Source organism: Gluconobacter albidus, from assembly GCF_002005485.1.
GTDB classification, from domain to species: Bacteria; Pseudomonadota; Alphaproteobacteria; order Acetobacterales; family Acetobacteraceae; genus Gluconobacter; species Gluconobacter albidus.
This window is the reverse complement of sequence record NZ_CP014689.1, coordinates 2108994-2123212: the sequence shown is the minus strand read 5'-3', so window position 1 is coordinate 2123212 and position 14219 is coordinate 2108994. Positions and strand designations below refer to the sequence as shown.

Sequence of the window (14219 nt, the reverse complement as noted above, 5' to 3'; positions counted from 1 at the left end):
ATTATTTTTGTGGATAATCCGAAATAATTATCTTCAATAAGAGCCTGTTATTTATCGGAATATTTCTTAATTCCGAGTAAAGTTATATTCCGGATCCGGAAACGACACTTCTATAACAGCACACCCTGCGCCGGGTTTCCGGGAACGGCTTGTCCGAAGTCCCGCTCGATCCAGCTTCGGAGAGTCAGCAGGATCTGTTCCTGCTGCTCGTGCGTCAGGGGTTTTCCCGGCTCCATGCCGTGCCATTTGGACAGACAGCTTCTGCAACAGGCTCCCGTGGCATGCTGGGCGATGAACACCGGATGACCGCGCATGGGCGTCTGTTTGCCATCGCGCTGCGGGTGTGCCGGTGCGAGGCGTTCGGCGACGAAAGCCGCTCCATGATCCATAACGGCGTCGAGGCCCCGGTTTTCCAGATAGAGTCGGGCCTGATCGTCCAGATGAAAGCGTGAGCGGAAGCGGGATCGGGCAAGACGTTCGAAGAGATCCTGGGGGTTGAAACGGCTCACTAATCCACAACCTTCTGAAAAACAGGCAAAAAATCGCGTGAGAGCCTGCAAGCCCCCTGTAAGAACATTTGTTCTTTCTCCATATGGTGACGGATGGACGCTTTTCCGAGACGCTCCCGCTCATCTTCCGGGGCAGGAGACACGACAACACTGACGGTTCTTTCTCCACTACAGGTACAGGACCTGTTCTCTGCGCGGCTGGAAGAAATTTGTGCTGCTTTCGACGACTGGGGCTTTCCGCTGATCGTGGCCGGGCAGCTTGGCGATGCCGCGCCCAATTCCTATCCCAAATATTACCAGCTTCCGCTGACTGACCCGCAGTTCGGCACCACCCTGTCGTTGGAAGTGCAGAAATCTGTTTTGGCGCGGGCGGGTGTCGGGCCCGGCGATCATGTCCATGTGACCGGCATGCTGCGGGCGCGGCAATACCGGGGGCAGATTGTACTGCGTTTCGAGGCAGTGGCTGTTGAGCTTCATGATCCGGCGCGACAGAAGGTCGAACGTGTCGAGCGATCTCTGCTGGATGTTCTGCGGGGGCTGCCCTGCGCCTCGCATCCCTATCCTGCCCGACCGGAAGCGCGCCTTCTGCTGATCCATTCAGCGGCCTCAAGCGCATTGGTGGCGGAAGACTTCCTTCAGGCGCTCGGGGGAGCCTGGCGCCCGGAACGTGTGAGAAGCCTGCCCACGGCCATGAACGATCCCGGCCGTCTGGCAGAAGCGATTGGCACCTGCAGGGAGGAGATTATTGTCCTGATCCGCGGGGGCGGAGATGCGTCAGATTTCGTGGTGTTTGAAAATCCGCAGGTGATGGAAGCGCTGGCCGTCTGTTCGGCGCACCGCGTTCTGGGGCTGGGTCATACGGCCAACCGTACGCTCGCCGAGCGCGTTGTAGATCATGCCGCGACAACGCCCGCCGATGCCGGACACTACATCCGTCGTATGAGTGGCCGGGTCTGGCAGGAACAGGAAGAAGCCCGTGCGCAGCAGGAAGAAATGGCTGCGCTCCGGGACAGTGTGGCGCTGGATGTCGTGCCGGAACGGGCACCGGTCGGAACACGCCTGCGCAACGGGCTGATCCTGCTTGCGACTGGCGCAGCCATCGGCCTGCTGCTTACCCGACTGCTGTAAGGAATGAGAGTCTCAGGGGATGGACGTTTCGCGGAGTGCTCCGGTCATCCGCAAAACGGCGATGGCCATGGCTCCAAGAAACAGGCACAGACCCAGGCGACCATACCCATGGCCCTCTAACAGCACGGTGTTCAGAGCGAGAATATAGGTCAAGAGGGTCAGTTGGCCCCGAACGCCCCGTTGACCGAGGCGGAGTATGAAACCTGCATACAGAATGCCCAGCGCCAGTTCGGCAGCAGTCATATGTCCCATGTAACCGCTGATGACACCGGAAATTCCTGTCAGGGCAAGCAGAGCGTCTGTTCTTGACATGGCCTCGGACCTCTTTTCCTGAGCAACCTTAAAATCCGTAGCAGCCGGAGCAATCGTGCGTCAATTTGGAACCAAAATCACCTGATGCAGTGCCCGCCGGATTGAAAGGAGTGCTTGCATACAGCGGAAGCTCAGCGCACGTCCACGCGGACGAAGGGTTTTGTGGCCGACGGGTCAGTCATCGCATGCATTTCGATCTGGATGGACTGGGCGCCCGCCTTTTCGATATGGGCGGCAACGCCCGCTGCCAGATGGTCGGTCACGTCCGTCAGCGCCTGTGCCTGCGTATCCGGGCTGGGCTGGGGCGGCGCGAAGGCCTGCACGATGAACAGGACATTTGCCTTGCGCGACAGGGCGGCTTTCGCGGCGCGTTCGACAATGGGGCCGTACTCGGATTCCGGGGTGCCGTCCGGAATGGACAGGAACGGAGCGTGCGGCGGCGGTCCCGGAGGCGCGGGCGGGATAAAAGGGTGAGGGGGCTTGCCTGCGTCCGGATTGAACGTGCGCTGGTCCAGCAGCTTGCACCCTGACAGCAGGGGGGTTGCCAGAAGCAGCCCGCCCATCAGGAGTGCTGAGTGCGGGACAAAGCCCCGCTGCGAACGGAAATGTCGGACGAATGGTGCCATATCGCGCGGAACCGTCGCAGGAACGGAGGGTTTGAGCAAGATTATAGAGTCAACTTAATGAAAAACTGTTGATGCCCCCTGTCGCTCTGCTGTGGCGGTGCTATGGAGGATGCCCGAGTTTTCAAGAAACGGAGTAGGGCAGGTCATGGCTGTAAAAATCGCGATCAACGGTTTCGGACGGATCGGACGGCTGGTGCTGCGTGGCATCATCGAGAGCGGTCGCACGGATGTCGAGGTTGTCGCCATCAACGATCTGGGTTCCGTCGAGGCCAACGCGCATCTTCTGGCTTATGACAGCACGCATGGCCGTCTTCCTGGAACCGTTCGCGCCGAGGGCAACAGCCTGATCATCGAAGCCAATGGCCGCACCTATGGTCCGATCACGGTATCTGCCGAGCGTAACCCGGCACAGGTCCCGTTCCAGGGTGTCGATGTGGCGATGGAATGCACGGGCCTCTTCACGTCCCGCGAAAAGGCTTCGGCCCTGCTGGAAGCCGGTGCCAAGCGCGTCGTCATTTCCGCTCCCGCGACAGACGTTGATGCGACGATCGTGTTCGGTGTGAACAATGATGTCCTGACGCCGAACATGAAGATCATTTCCAACGCGTCCTGCACCACGAACTGCCTGGCGCCCGTGGCCTCCGTTCTGGACAAGGCCTTCGGGATCGAATGTGGCTACATGGTCACGATCCATTCTTACACGGGCGACCAGCGCACGGTGGATACCCTGCACAAGGACCCGCGCCGCGCCCGCGCCGCCGCGCTGAACATGATCCCGACGTCCACGGGAGCTGCCAAGGCCGTCGGTCTGGTTCTGCCGCATCTGAAGGGCAAGCTGGACGGAACCTCCATCCGCGTTCCGACCCCAAATGTCTCGGTCGTTTCTCTGGATTTCGTCCCGACGCGCGCTCCGGCTTCCGCCGAAGCCGTCAACGAAGCCATCCGTGCCGCTTCGCTCGAAGGGTCCCTGAAGGGTATTCTCGAGTACAACACGGCGCCGCTCGTCAGCTCCGACTTCAACCATGACAAGGCGTCGTCGATCTTCGATGCGACGCAGACGGTCCTCGTCGATGGCGGCAAGATGGTGCGCGTCTGCTCCTGGTACGACAACGAGTGGGGCTTCTCCAACCGTATGGCCGATACGGCAGCCCTGTTCGGGAGCCTCTGAGTGATGGCCTTCCGCACCCTTGATGGTGTGGACGCACGCGGCAAGCGCGTGCTGGTCCGCGCCGACCTCAACGTCCCGATGCATGACGGCGTCATCACCGATGATACCCGCCTGCAACGGGTCGCGCCCACCATCCGCGAACTGGCCGACAAAGGTGCGCGCGTCGTGGTGTTCAGCCATTTCGACCGCCCTAAGGGGCAGGTCGTCCCGGCTCTGTCGCTGCGTCCGATCGCGCTGAAGCTCGGTCAGATCCTCGGCCAGCCGGTCGGTTTCGTGGCCGAATGCGTTGGTCCGACCGTGGAAGCCGCCGTGGGTGCGATGGTGGACGGGGACATCATCGTTCTCGAAAACACGCGCTTTCATGCGGGTGAAGAGGCCAATGACCCGGCGTTCGCCAAGGCTCTGGCACAGAATGGCGACATCTTCGTCAACGACGCGTTTTCAGCCGCACACCGTGCCCATGCCTCGACCGAAGGCGTGGCACGGGATCTGCCGTCCTTTGCCGGGCGTCTGATGCAGGCGGAACTGAGTGCGCTGTCGGCTGCTCTGGAGAACCCGGAGCGCCCGGTCGGTGCGATCATTGGCGGTTCCAAGATCTCGACGAAGCTCGACCTGATCGGGAATGTCATCGAGAAGGTGGACACGCTGTTCATCACAGGGGCGATGGCCAACACGTTCCTCGCGGCTGAAGGCATGAATGTGGGCAAGTCCCTGCAGGAAGCCGACATGCACGAGACGGCGCGCAAGATCGCCCATCTTGCGCAGGAAAAAGGCTGCGAGATCATCCTGCCCGTCGATGCGGTCGTGGCGCGCGAGTTCAAGGCCAATGTCCCGACCGAGACCTGCCTGATTGGCGAAGTCCCGGACGATGCCATGATTCTCGATGCCGGTCCGCGCACGGTCGCGCTGATCCGCGAGCGTCTGGATACGCTCAAGACGCTGGTCTGGAATGGGCCGCTGGGTGCGTTCGAGATTGCGCCTTTCGACAAGGCAACAGTCGAGGTTGCGCAGTATGCCGCGCAGCTGACGGAAGAAGGCAAGCTCAAGACGATCGCCGGTGGTGGCGATACGGTCTCGGCCCTGCGTCATGCAGGCGTTGTAGACAAGATGACCTATGTCTCCACCGCTGGCGGGGCTTTCCTCGAATGGCTGGAAGGCAAGATTCTTCCGGGGATCGAGGTTCTTCGTTCCGCGGGCCACGATCTGGGGCTCACCTGAAAAAAAGCCGGGAGGGGAAACCTTCCCGGCTTTTTTATGCGTTTCTTCATAAGGAGAGGCAGACATTGAGAAAGCTTCTGTCAGGCCTTTGTCTGTTGTGCAGCCTTGCCGGGTGTCAGGCTTACAACCAGCCCCCAAGCCAGCCTGCTCCGCCTTCAACCGGAGAACCTGTCACGAGCGGTCGTCCGGATGGAATGCTGCTGTCTCCTTCAAGAATTGAGTCGCAAGCTGCCTATTCCAACCGGTATTATGGTGGGGGCACTTAGAATAATGGTTTCTAGCCTGAGGTTCCGTATCGGCTTCAGTTGATCTGACCCCGGACCTCGACCTGCCCACTGCGTCTGAGCACCAGCATCGCCAGAAGATAGACGAGCAACCCGGCTCCCGAGAGCACAGCTCCCCCAAATCCGAGTGAACCATAGCCAAGCTGCCGTGCCAGAAGCACGCTCCCCAGCGACGCCCCCAAAGCATTGGCGATATTGAAGGCCGAGTGGTTCAGGGACGCGGCGAGCGTCTGTGCGTCTCCCGCGAAATCCATCAGACGTGTCTGAAGTGCGGGACCGAGCGCGTTTACAAAGGTCGGCACCAGAAAGACATCCACCATCAGGGCTGGCCCGTTGTGGAGCAGCATGGGGAAGACCACCATGACTGCAGCGCTTCCGGCAAGTGCAAGAAGGGCAGCGATATCGAGGTTCCGGTCCACGATCCATGCGCCGATATTGGCACCGGCCAGCATTCCAAAACCCCAGATGACCATGAACAGCATGACCTGCCATTCCGGAACATGCGTGACGTTCTGAAGCACGCTGGTGAGATAGGTGTAGATCGCGAACATGCCGCCAAACCCGATGGCCGCCGTCAGAAGAGTGAGCAGCACCTGCGTGTTGCCAAGGGCGGTCACTTCCCGAAGCGGCGAGTTCTTCCGGTTGGGCGTGTCGGCCGGAATATAGCGCCAGACACCCAGAAACGTCAGAAATCCGAAGATGGCAATGATGAGATAGGCAATCCGCCAGCCGAAATGATTGGCGGCGAAGGTCGAGAACGGCGCGCCGATCAGGGTCGAGATCGCAATACCCGACAGAACGCGCCCTACCGCCCAGCCCCGCCGTGAGCGTTCCACCATGGAGGCTGCGACCAGGGCCGAAATTCCGAACAGCGCACCATGCGGCAGTCCGGTAATGAACCGCCCGACTTCGACCAGGCTAGGTGTTGGCATAACGATGCTGAGCAGGTTTCCGAGGCAGAACAGGATTAGCAGGAGCAGCAGCAGCTCCCGGCGCGACAGACGCGCGCCCAGAATGGTGATGAGCGGTGCACCGATGACCACACCCAGCGCATAGGCGGTGATGGCATAGCCCGCATCGGCTGTAGACAGGCCCAGAGAGCGGGCAAATTCAGGGAGCATGCCCATAATGGCGAATTCCCCTGTTCCCACGACGAACGTGCAGAAGGTGAGGGTCAGGAGCGCCGCTGTCCGTCCGTGGGGTGGCGGGACCTGAATCGTGGCGTCTGGCGCCGGGAGGGTGTCAGTCGTCATGGGATGGGACCATTAGTGAAAGCTGCAAAAAGATCAGGCGCTGAGTGCTGCGGCGCCCGCACGGGCAATCGCGATGTCTTCATCCACACTCGCGCCGGAAACACCGATTGCGCCGAGGACAGTGCCGTCAGTCGCACGCAGCACAACACCACCGCCAAAGCTCGTGAGGCCGCCATTGGTGTTTTCAAGCGTGTAAGCTTCGCCATTCGGATGGCCTATCGCGGCGAAATCAGCGCTGTCTGTCTGGAAGAGGACCGAGGTCCGGGCCTTTTTGGTCGCAACTTCAATGGCGCCGAGGGGGGTTCCATCCAGGCGGATCATGGCCATGGGCCAGGTCGCCTCATCAAGGATGGAAATGCAGACGGCGACATTCAGTCGTCTAGCCTCGGCGTGAGCGGCATCCAGCATAGCTGTTGCGGTGGAAAGTTTCATGGGTTTCAGCCTTCGTGTCAGAGGAAACGGAAGACACTATCGCTGGCGGAGAGAGATGGAATTTCAATTTTATGAAAAGTCGATTTGTCCAACATTATTGGACAGATGCTTTTTCAACCTGCTTCATCATCATCCAGCTCAGATGAATCAGGCGATGGCGGGGGAGGGTCTCTGCCGGGCCGCTGACACAGATACTCGCGCGCACTTCGCCGTTCTCACGCCAGGGAATGGCCACGGCATTCCAGCCCGGGCGGAATGTCTCAAGATCAAGGGAATAACCTTTGACGCGCACATCCTCGATACGATTGAGGCTGTCGCCATCCAGTGCATGGGTGCGCGTACTGAGGACGCGTCTGCCCAATCCGGGGACGAAGGCAAGAAAGACCAGCCCGACGGCCGAGCCTTCCAGTGTTTCGCGCGTCTGTAGCAGGGCCGCGGCCATGGCAGGATCATGCGGGTTGAGAATATCCAGATAGGCCACTTTGTCTCCGCTGGGCACGGCGAGGAAAACCACGGCTCCGCTGTTTTTCGCAATGGATTCGAGGGCAGGGCGCGTCCGGGTGCGCAGGGCGTGATCGTCCCCGGCGATGCGGGAGAGGTTCAGGACCCGACCCCCCAGATGGTAGCGCATGTCTCCGGAGCGACGCTGGACATAGCCAAGCTGGGCAAGGGTCTGAAGGATATTGTGGGCAGTTGTTTTGCCTATGCCTGAAATCGTCGCGATTTCCTGAAGGCGCGCGCCGCCACCAGCCTGCGCAATGATTTCCAGAATCGCGGCGGAGCGTTCGATGGACTGGATCATGCGCGGGGCTCGGGTCATGGCGTTTTTCCGGTCTGGCAGGTTTCGGGGGCGGGAAGTTCAGCATGGATGGATATCTGGATATTCCGGCGCTGTCCGTCCTGACAGCACAGAACCCTTCCCACGTGAACCGCTTTGTAGGGGCGGAACAGGAAGACGCAGCATCGTTTTTCTGTTGGACGCAACAGACAGGAGAGCATGTCCGTGAGGGATTTTGCAGGAAAAACCGTGATCGTTACCGGTGCCGCTTCGGGCTTTGGCAAGGCAACGGCAACACGGTTTCACGAAAAAGGCGCCAACGTCGTTCTGGTGGACAGGGATGCCGAGACACTGAAGTCGGTTGCGGGCCAGTTTGCTGACAACGTTTTTGCCATAACCTGTGACGTGTCTGATGCCGAGGCCGTGGAACAGATGGTCAGCCGGGCCGTCGGGCATTTCGGTCAGCTTGATGTGCTGGTCAACAACGCCGGCATCGCTGTTCCGGGCCAGCCGGACGAGATCGACAACTCCACCTGGAGCCATGTCATCAACACCGATCTGAGCAGTATTTTCTATTGTTCGCGGGCTGCCATTCCCCATCTGAAGAAAACGAAGGGCAATATCGTCAATGTCGCCTCGATTTCCGGAATGGGCGGGGACTGGAACTTCCCGGCCTACAACGCGGCCAAGGGGGGCGCCGTTAATCTGACGCGGTCTCTGGCGCTGGATCTGGGGACATATGGAATCCGGGTCAACGCGGTCAATCCGGGGCTGTGCCGTACGGCTATGGGCAAGGCGCTGGTCGACGATCCGGAAAAAGCAAAGCGTTTCACCGAACGGACCGCGCTGGGGCGGTTGGGTGAACCCGAGGACGTGGCGCCGGTGATCGTGTTTCTGGCAAGTGCAGAAGCCGGGTTCGTCACGGGTGCGACCGTCGCCGTCGATGGCGGAACGTCAGCCTCCAACGGTCAGCCCCCGATGTCCTGACATGAAAAACCCGCTGAAGCAGGACTTCAGCGGGTTTCGCAGGGCGTATGGTGCCTTAGGCCTGAAGCCCGTTTTCGCGGCGGCGATGTTCGACTTCAGCCGCCATGGCCTTCTGAAGTTTCTCCATGGCGCGGGCTTCGATCTGACGGATACGTTCGCGCGAGACGTTATAGTGATGGGAAAGGTCTTCCAGCGTGGAAGGCTCTTCCTTCAGGCGACGTTCGCTCAGGATATGACGCTCACGCTCATTCAGCGTCATCATGGCCTGATCCAGAAGCGCCTTGCGGCCTGTGAACTCCTCGGATGCAGCGTAGGTCTGTTCCTGGTTCTCGTGGTCGTCCACGAGCCAGTCCTGCCACTCGCCCTCGCCATCAATACGCAGAGGTGCGTTCAGGCTGTGATCTGGCGCGGCCAGACGCTGGTTCATGGACATAACGTCCTGTTCCGGCACGCCAAGGGTGGTCGCAATCGAGTTGACCTGCTCCGGCTTCAGATCGCCATCGTCAATTGCCTGCATCTGTCCTTTCAAACGACGCAGATTGAAGAACAGCTTCTTCTGCGAGGCGGTCGTGCCGATTTTCACCAGAGACCAGCTGTGCAGGATGTATTCCTGCATGGCGGCACGGATCCACCACATGGCATAGGTGGCAAGGCGGAAGCCGCGCTCCGGATCGAACCGGCGGACGGCCTGCATCATGCCGATATTGCCCTCGCTGATGAGTTCGTTCACCGGCAGGCCATAGCCACGATAGCCCATGGCGATCTTGGCTACGAGGCGCAGATGGGACGTGACGAGGCGGTGTGCCGCGCTGGTATCCTCGTTCTTGCGCCACTGGCGGGAGAGATCGAGCTCTTCCTGCGGGGTCAGCAGGGGGAACTTGCGGATTTCCTGAAGGTAGCGGGTGAGATTGTTCTCGGGACCCACTGAAATGACGGCTGGGGATGCCATGGTCTTCGACTCCTTTCGCCCGGGGCTTAACCCGCATCCGGATGAGATGGAGACTCATACGGACCGGCGACGGGATAGTTCCGTCTGACCCAGGTGACGCATTGGGAAGGACTTTCACGTCCCCGACCGTCAGCCCCCGGACTGGGCGACCTCTGGTGGTACGATCCGTTCCGGCGGCGCGTCAGCTCGTCGGATGGGTGGTTTATGACAGGCTCAGCCAAAAAAGTCAATGGCCTTTTAAGGTTTAGCCGATCAGTCGCTTTTTCAAGGCCTGGAAGTCTTCAGGGGGGGCAGTTTCGAACGAAAGCTGTTTTTTCGTCCGCGGATGGATAAATCCGAGTCGGGTCGCATGAAGCGCCTGACGGGGAAAATCGAGCGCCGCTTCCTTCGCATCCTGTGACAGACCGCGCGCCGCTGCGGGAATCCGGCGCAGATAGACCGGATCACCGAGCAGGGGATGGCCTGCGTTCGAAAGGTGAACACGGATCTGATGGGTCCGTCCAGTGGCGAGGCGACATTCGATCAGGGACACGGCCGCCTGATAGGGTTCGATCAGCCTAAAACGTGTCAGGGCGACCTTGCCGCCATTGCCCACGACCGCCATGCGTTTGCGGTCCCGCTTGTCGCGGCCGATGTTGCCGTCGAACTCGCCTTCCAGCGGCAGCAGCCCCCAGGCGAGGGCCAGATAGGCGCGGTCGATGTCACGGGCGGCAAAGGCTTCGGACAGGGTATTATGGACCATGGCCGTCTTGGCCACGACCATCAGACCGGACGTGTCCTTGTCCAGACGATGCACGATTCCCGGACGCTTCTCGCCGCCAATCCCCTCGAATCCTTCGCCGCAATGGCCCAGCAGGGCGTTGACCAGTGTGCCGGTCTCGTTTCCGGGCGCCGGATGCGTGACGAGCCCGGCCTGCTTGTCGAGCACGATCAGGTCGTCGTCTTCATAAAGGATGTTGAGCGGGATCTGCTCGGCGATAGGGCGGGCGGGGGTGGGCGCCGGGAATGTCAGCAGCAGTTCCATGCCTTCACGCAGCGTTTCCGCCGGTTCGCAGACCGTCTTTCCATTGACGGAAAGATTGCTGCTTTCAATCAGGGCCTTGACCCGGGAGCGGGAAACCGTGCCGATGGCGTCCGCCAGCGCGCGGTCGGCCCTCTGGCCAGCCGTGGACGCATCGACAACAAGACGGAATGGGGAAACAGGATCAGACATGACACAGGGTGTAGCCGAGGAAATGGCGAACAGCGAGTCGCACACACCAAAAGCGCTTCTGGCCGCTGTAATTTTGATGGGCGTGCTGATTATCGCGGCCGTTTTCGGGCTGATCGGCGTGATTGCCTACCGCTTCCTGCATCCACGCCCGAGCGTCACGGCAACTGTGCCGCTGGTTGAGGGAGGCTTCTCGCGTCTGGCTCTTCCGCTCGGGGCGGGTGAGCACATTACGGCGGTTACAGCGCGCCCTGACGGTCTGATGGCCGTAACGCTCAGCGGTACCGGAAGCGACCGGGTGCTGTTGTGGAACCCGGAGGCCGGAAAAATCGCCGCCGAGCTGGATTTCGGAACGCCTGCGCCATCTTCGCCCTGACCGGTCTGAACCTGCCGCCGTGTTTCCGCGTTAAGGCGGCAGGATTCAGAAAGGATACCGGAATAATGGGACGTCTGATTGATGCGGCCTTGGCCGTCGGCACGGTTTTTGGGGTGCAGTACGCCTCGCGTGAAATCAGCCCGGCGGATGATGCGTCTACCCGCCGGTGGTACGACCGGCTGAACAAGCCGCATTTCAATCCGCCCGGTCCGGTCTATGGCATCGTCTGGACGATTCTGGACGGGCTTCTGGCCTGGTCGGGCTATCGGCTTCTGCGGGCCGAGAAGTCCTGTTGCCGGACGGCAGCGCTGAGCCTCTGGGCCCTGTGTGTTGCCGGTGTGGCAGGCTTTCCGTTCTTCGTGTTCCGCAAACGACAGCTTGGAACGGGTCTGGCCATCTGTGTCGGCCTGATCATGACGTCCGGGGCTTCGATCTGTACGGCGCATAAGGTGGACTGCAAGGCGGCCTCTATGCAGGTACCGTTTTTCGCATGGCTGATTTTCGCCACCTGCATTCACGAAGAAGTCTGGCGCACGAACTGAAGCCGTCCTCAGGCCGCGTTCAGAATGGCCGTCATCAGCCCGGGAAACCGTGCGTCAAGCTCGGCAAGCCGCAGGGAATTGCGGTGCTGGACGCCTTCGATGCGCGTTCGCAGGACGCCGCTTTCACGCAGGACCTGAAAATGGTGCGACATGCTGGATTTGGGCCGCGTCCCGATCAGGGTGGCGCAGTTGGCCTCTCCCACCCGGCCCAGATGCCGCACGATGTCCAGACGCGCAGGATCAGCCAGCGCGCGCAGCACAAGAATCAGTTCGAATGTCGCGGGGTCAGGATGGTCGTAGGCAGCCATGAGGTCTTATCCCTTTCCTGAAGTTTTATCGCAACACTTGCTTTGTTCGAATTTTATCGAACAATATGGTGATCAGTCCATTGAAGGAAAAACAGGATGCCAACGCTGTTCGATTCGATTGATTTCGGTCCCATTCATGCAAAGAACCGGATTCTGATGTCTCCGCTGACGCGTGCGCGCGCCGACAGGAACGCCGTTCCGACGTCGATCATGGCGGAATACTACGCTCAGCGCAGCAGTGCCGGACTGATCATCACCGAAGCCACGGGTATTTCCCGCGAGGGGCTGGGCTGGCCGTTTGCCCCCGGTATCTGGTCGGATGAGCAGGTCGAGGCCTGGAAGCCGATCGTAGCTGCGGTTCATGCCAAAGGCGGCAAGATCGTCTGCCAGCTCTGGCATATGGGGCGGATGGTTCATTCCTCCGTTACGGGAACGCAGCCCGTTTCGGCCTCAGCGACGACCGCTCCGGGTGAAGTCCATACCTATGAAGGCAAAAAGCCCTATGAACAGGCGCGCGCCATTGATGCCGCCGATATCAGCCGCATCCTGAGCGATTACGAGACTGCGGCACACAACGCCATCCGTGCGGGTTTCGACGGTGTGCAGATCCATGCGGCCAATGGCTACCTCATTGACGAATTCCTGAGGGACGGGACGAATCTTCGCACCGATGACTATGGGGGTTCGCCGGAAAACCGCATCCGGCTCCTGCGTGAAGTGACCGAACGTGTGATTGGTGCGATCGGCGCGGAACGCACAGGTGTTCGCCTGTCACCGAATGGCGATACGCAGGGCTGCATCGACAGCGCACCGGAAACGGTTTTTGTGCCGGCCGCCAGACTGCTTCAGGATCTGGGCGTCGCCTGGCTCGAACTGCGCGAACCGGGTCCGGACGGAACTTTCGGCAAGACGGATCAGCCCAAACTGTCTCCACAGATCCGCAAGGTCTTTACCCGCCCGCTGGTCCTCAATCAGGACTATACGTTCGAGACGGCGCAGGAAGCTCTGACACAAGGCCATGCTGACGCGATTGCCTTTGGTCGGAAGTTCATCTCGAATCCCGACCTGCCGGAGCGTTTTGCGCGCGGCATCGCCCTTGAGGCAGACAATATGAAGACCTGGTACAGTCAGGGGGCGGAAGGATACATCGACTATCCGTCCGCTACATCGGGCCCTAACTGAATCCTTGAAGCAGTCCGGGAGCCGTCGTGGTGGCTCCCGGACTGCCAGTCAGACCGGCCGAACGAGCTCGTACAGCGCAACGGCCGCAGCATTGGAGACGTTGAGGCTTTCCATTTCGCCGGGCATGTAAACGCTGGCGATTTCGTCACAGGTTTCGCGCGTCAGACGGCGCAGTCCGGCCCCTTCAGCTCCGAGAACCAGTGCCACACGACGTCCGGCGAACCCCTTTCCGTCGAGCCGTGTGCCCCCGGCATCCAGACCGACAACCCAGAAATTCTCAGCCTGAAGTGCCTGAAGCGCGCGGGAGAGGTTGACCTCACGCAGGATGGGAACGACGTCGAGGGCGCCTGAGGCTGCTTTCGCCATGGCGCCACTTTCCTGGGGGGCATTGCGATCCTGAACGAGGAGGGCAGCCGCCCCGAAAGCCGCAGCAGATCTGAGAATGGCGCCGATATTGCGCGGATCCGTCACCTGATCCAGCACCAGAACCGGTCCTGTCCGTTCAACGATATCGGGAATGGCAAGCGTTTCCAGAGGCTCAACTCGCAGGCAGACACCCTGATGCACGGCATCGCGCTCACAAAGCTTGTCGAGGCGCTCACGGTCCACGATCTGCGGCTTGTGTGAGGCACCTTCAAAAGATGTCGCAGCTTCGCGCGTCGCCAGAAAATCATGGATGACCCGCTCAGGATTGGCGAGAGCCGCCTGTACGGCATGATGCCCATAAATCCAGTAGCCGGAACCGGAATTGCCGGCATGGCCACGACCGGAGCGGCCACCGCGGCCGCCAGAGCGCTCACTGGATGAGCGAGACGGCTGCTCAGCGTGTGCGGAAGGAGGGGAGGAGCGACCCGTGGAACGGTCGGGGGCGGAACGGGAGAGAGATCTTCTGGCCATAAAAAGCATATAATCGACAACAGGCGATTGACATAGCCGTCAATCCGCCATATTTGAACC

17 protein-coding genes are annotated in these 14219 nt (G+C 60.5%); 7 read left to right on the top strand and 10 right to left on the bottom strand.

Features of this window, described 5'->3' with window-relative positions; all coding sequences use genetic code 11:
* Positions 1-110: 110 nt before the first annotated feature.
* Positions 111-509 (bottom strand): DUF4186 domain-containing protein, encoded by a 399-nt coding sequence (locus tag A0U94_RS09775; RefSeq protein ID WP_077803235.1) that lies wholly within the window; start codon positions 507-509, stop codon positions 111-113.
* Positions 510-602: 93 nt separating this feature from the next.
* Here A0U94_RS09775 and A0U94_RS09770 point away from each other — a divergent pair, with 93 nt between their 5' ends.
* Positions 603-1637: an exodeoxyribonuclease VII large subunit gene (locus A0U94_RS09770; protein ID WP_077803234.1), complete on the top strand. Its 1035-nt coding sequence runs from the start codon at positions 603-605 to the stop codon at positions 1635-1637.
* A 12-nt stretch (positions 1638-1649) separates the two neighbouring features.
* Here A0U94_RS09770 and A0U94_RS09765 read toward each other — a convergent pair whose 3' ends face one another.
* A complete protein-coding gene (locus tag A0U94_RS09765) occupies positions 1650-1949 on the bottom strand; it encodes a hypothetical protein (protein ID WP_077803233.1) in 300 nt (99 codons plus the stop codon).
* Between the two features lie 131 nt (positions 1950-2080).
* A complete protein-coding gene (locus A0U94_RS09760) occupies positions 2081-2614 on the bottom strand; it encodes a hypothetical protein (RefSeq protein WP_231878089.1) in 534 nt (177 codons plus the stop codon).
* 106 nt (positions 2615-2720) lie between these two features.
* Between A0U94_RS09760 and gap the strand changes: the two genes are divergently transcribed.
* Together gap and A0U94_RS09750 are read left to right on the top strand one after the other, a co-directional pair.
* A complete protein-coding gene (gene gap / locus A0U94_RS09755) occupies positions 2721-3743 on the top strand; it encodes a type I glyceraldehyde-3-phosphate dehydrogenase (protein WP_077803232.1) in 1023 nt (340 codons plus the stop codon).
* A 3-nt stretch (positions 3744-3746) separates the two neighbouring features.
* Positions 3747-4961 (top strand): phosphoglycerate kinase, encoded by a 1215-nt coding sequence (locus A0U94_RS09750; protein WP_077803231.1) that lies wholly within the window; start codon positions 3747-3749, stop codon positions 4959-4961.
* A gap of 301 nt (positions 4962-5262) precedes the next feature.
* Here A0U94_RS09750 and A0U94_RS09745 read toward each other — a convergent pair whose 3' ends face one another.
* The 3 genes from A0U94_RS09745 to A0U94_RS09735 form a co-directional block, all read right to left on the bottom strand.
* Positions 5263-6498 carry an MFS transporter gene (locus A0U94_RS09745; RefSeq protein WP_077803230.1) on the bottom strand — a complete coding sequence of 412 codons (1236 nt, stop codon included), beginning with the start codon at positions 6496-6498 and terminating at the stop codon, positions 5263-5265.
* Between the two features lie 33 nt (positions 6499-6531).
* A complete protein-coding gene (locus tag A0U94_RS09740; protein ID WP_077803229.1) occupies positions 6532-6930 on the bottom strand; it encodes a GlcG/HbpS family heme-binding protein in 399 nt (132 codons plus the stop codon).
* Positions 6931-7024: 94 nt separating this feature from the next.
* Entirely contained in the window at positions 7025-7750 is a 726-nt protein-coding gene (locus A0U94_RS09735) for an IclR family transcriptional regulator (protein WP_077803228.1), read from the bottom strand.
* A gap of 183 nt (positions 7751-7933) precedes the next feature.
* Between A0U94_RS09735 and A0U94_RS09730 the strand changes: the two genes are divergently transcribed.
* Positions 7934-8695 carry a meso-2,3-butanediol dehydrogenase gene (locus tag A0U94_RS09730; RefSeq protein WP_149026743.1) on the top strand — a complete coding sequence of 254 codons (762 nt, stop codon included), beginning with the start codon at positions 7934-7936 and terminating at the stop codon, positions 8693-8695.
* A 55-nt stretch (positions 8696-8750) separates the two neighbouring features.
* On the opposite strand, the gene rpoH is transcribed toward A0U94_RS09730, so the two are convergent.
* Positions 8751-9644, bottom strand: a complete 894-nt coding sequence (gene rpoH, locus A0U94_RS09725) for an RNA polymerase sigma factor RpoH (RefSeq protein WP_062029416.1) — start codon at positions 9642-9644, stop codon at positions 8751-8753.
* Positions 9645-9888: 244 nt separating this feature from the next.
* The gene (locus tag A0U94_RS09720) at positions 9889-10857 is read right to left on the bottom strand and encodes an RluA family pseudouridine synthase (RefSeq protein WP_077803226.1); all 969 of its coding nucleotides are present in this window, start codon (positions 10855-10857) and stop codon (positions 9889-9891) included.
* Between A0U94_RS09720 and A0U94_RS09715 the strand changes: the two genes are divergently transcribed.
* Together A0U94_RS09715 and A0U94_RS09710 are read left to right on the top strand one after the other, a co-directional pair.
* Positions 10856-11230: a hypothetical protein gene (locus A0U94_RS09715; RefSeq protein WP_077803225.1), complete on the top strand. Its 375-nt coding sequence runs from the start codon at positions 10856-10858 to the stop codon at positions 11228-11230. The genes A0U94_RS09720 and A0U94_RS09715 overlap by 2 nt on opposite strands.
* A gap of 65 nt (positions 11231-11295) precedes the next feature.
* Positions 11296-11772, top strand: a complete 477-nt coding sequence (locus A0U94_RS09710; RefSeq protein ID WP_077803224.1) for a TspO/MBR family protein — start codon at positions 11296-11298, stop codon at positions 11770-11772.
* An 8-nt stretch (positions 11773-11780) separates the two neighbouring features.
* Here the strand turns inward: A0U94_RS09710 and A0U94_RS09705 are convergent, their stop codons facing one another.
* Positions 11781-12080: an ArsR/SmtB family transcription factor gene (locus A0U94_RS09705; RefSeq protein ID WP_062108539.1), complete on the bottom strand. Its 300-nt coding sequence runs from the start codon at positions 12078-12080 to the stop codon at positions 11781-11783.
* A 96-nt stretch (positions 12081-12176) separates the two neighbouring features.
* Here A0U94_RS09705 and A0U94_RS09700 point away from each other — a divergent pair, with 96 nt between their 5' ends.
* Entirely contained in the window at positions 12177-13262 is a 1086-nt protein-coding gene (locus tag A0U94_RS09700) for an alkene reductase (RefSeq protein WP_077803223.1), read from the top strand.
* Between the two features lie 48 nt (positions 13263-13310).
* On the opposite strand, the gene rlmB is transcribed toward A0U94_RS09700, so the two are convergent.
* Positions 13311-14159 carry a 23S rRNA (guanosine(2251)-2'-O)-methyltransferase RlmB gene (rlmB, locus tag A0U94_RS09695; RefSeq protein ID WP_208611631.1) on the bottom strand — a complete coding sequence of 283 codons (849 nt, stop codon included), beginning with the start codon at positions 14157-14159 and terminating at the stop codon, positions 13311-13313.
* Between the last annotated feature and the right edge of the window lie 60 nt (positions 14160-14219).

Coding starts and splice junctions, on each gene's coding strand:
- A0U94_RS09770 (WP_077803234.1), top strand. CDS start 603: ATGGACGCTTTTCCGAGACGCTCCCGCTCATCTTCCGGGGCAGGAGAC.
- A0U94_RS09765 (WP_077803233.1), bottom strand. CDS start 1,949: ATGTCAAGAACAGACGCTCTGCTTGCCCTGACAGGAATTTCCGGTGTC.
- gap (WP_077803232.1), top strand. CDS start 2,721: ATGGCTGTAAAAATCGCGATCAACGGTTTCGGACGGATCGGACGGCTG.
- A0U94_RS09750 (WP_077803231.1), top strand. CDS start 3,747: ATGGCCTTCCGCACCCTTGATGGTGTGGACGCACGCGGCAAGCGCGTG.
- A0U94_RS09745 (WP_077803230.1), bottom strand. CDS start 6,498: ATGACGACTGACACCCTCCCGGCGCCAGACGCCACGATTCAGGTCCCG.
- A0U94_RS09740 (WP_077803229.1), bottom strand. CDS start 6,930: ATGAAACTTTCCACCGCAACAGCTATGCTGGATGCCGCTCACGCCGAG.
- A0U94_RS09735 (WP_077803228.1), bottom strand. CDS start 7,750: ATGACCCGAGCCCCGCGCATGATCCAGTCCATCGAACGCTCCGCCGCG.
- rpoH (WP_062029416.1), bottom strand. CDS start 9,644: ATGGCATCCCCAGCCGTCATTTCAGTGGGTCCCGAGAACAATCTCACC.
- A0U94_RS09715 (WP_077803225.1), top strand. CDS start 10,856: ATGACACAGGGTGTAGCCGAGGAAATGGCGAACAGCGAGTCGCACACA.
- A0U94_RS09720 (WP_077803226.1), bottom strand. CDS start 10,857: ATGTCTGATCCTGTTTCCCCATTCCGTCTTGTTGTCGATGCGTCCACG.
- A0U94_RS09710 (WP_077803224.1), top strand. CDS start 11,296: ATGGGACGTCTGATTGATGCGGCCTTGGCCGTCGGCACGGTTTTTGGG.
- A0U94_RS09705 (WP_062108539.1), bottom strand. CDS start 12,080: ATGGCTGCCTACGACCATCCTGACCCCGCGACATTCGAACTGATTCTT.
- A0U94_RS09700 (WP_077803223.1), top strand. CDS start 12,177: ATGCCAACGCTGTTCGATTCGATTGATTTCGGTCCCATTCATGCAAAG.
- rlmB (WP_208611631.1), bottom strand. CDS start 14,159: ATGGCCAGAAGATCTCTCTCCCGTTCCGCCCCCGACCGTTCCACGGGT.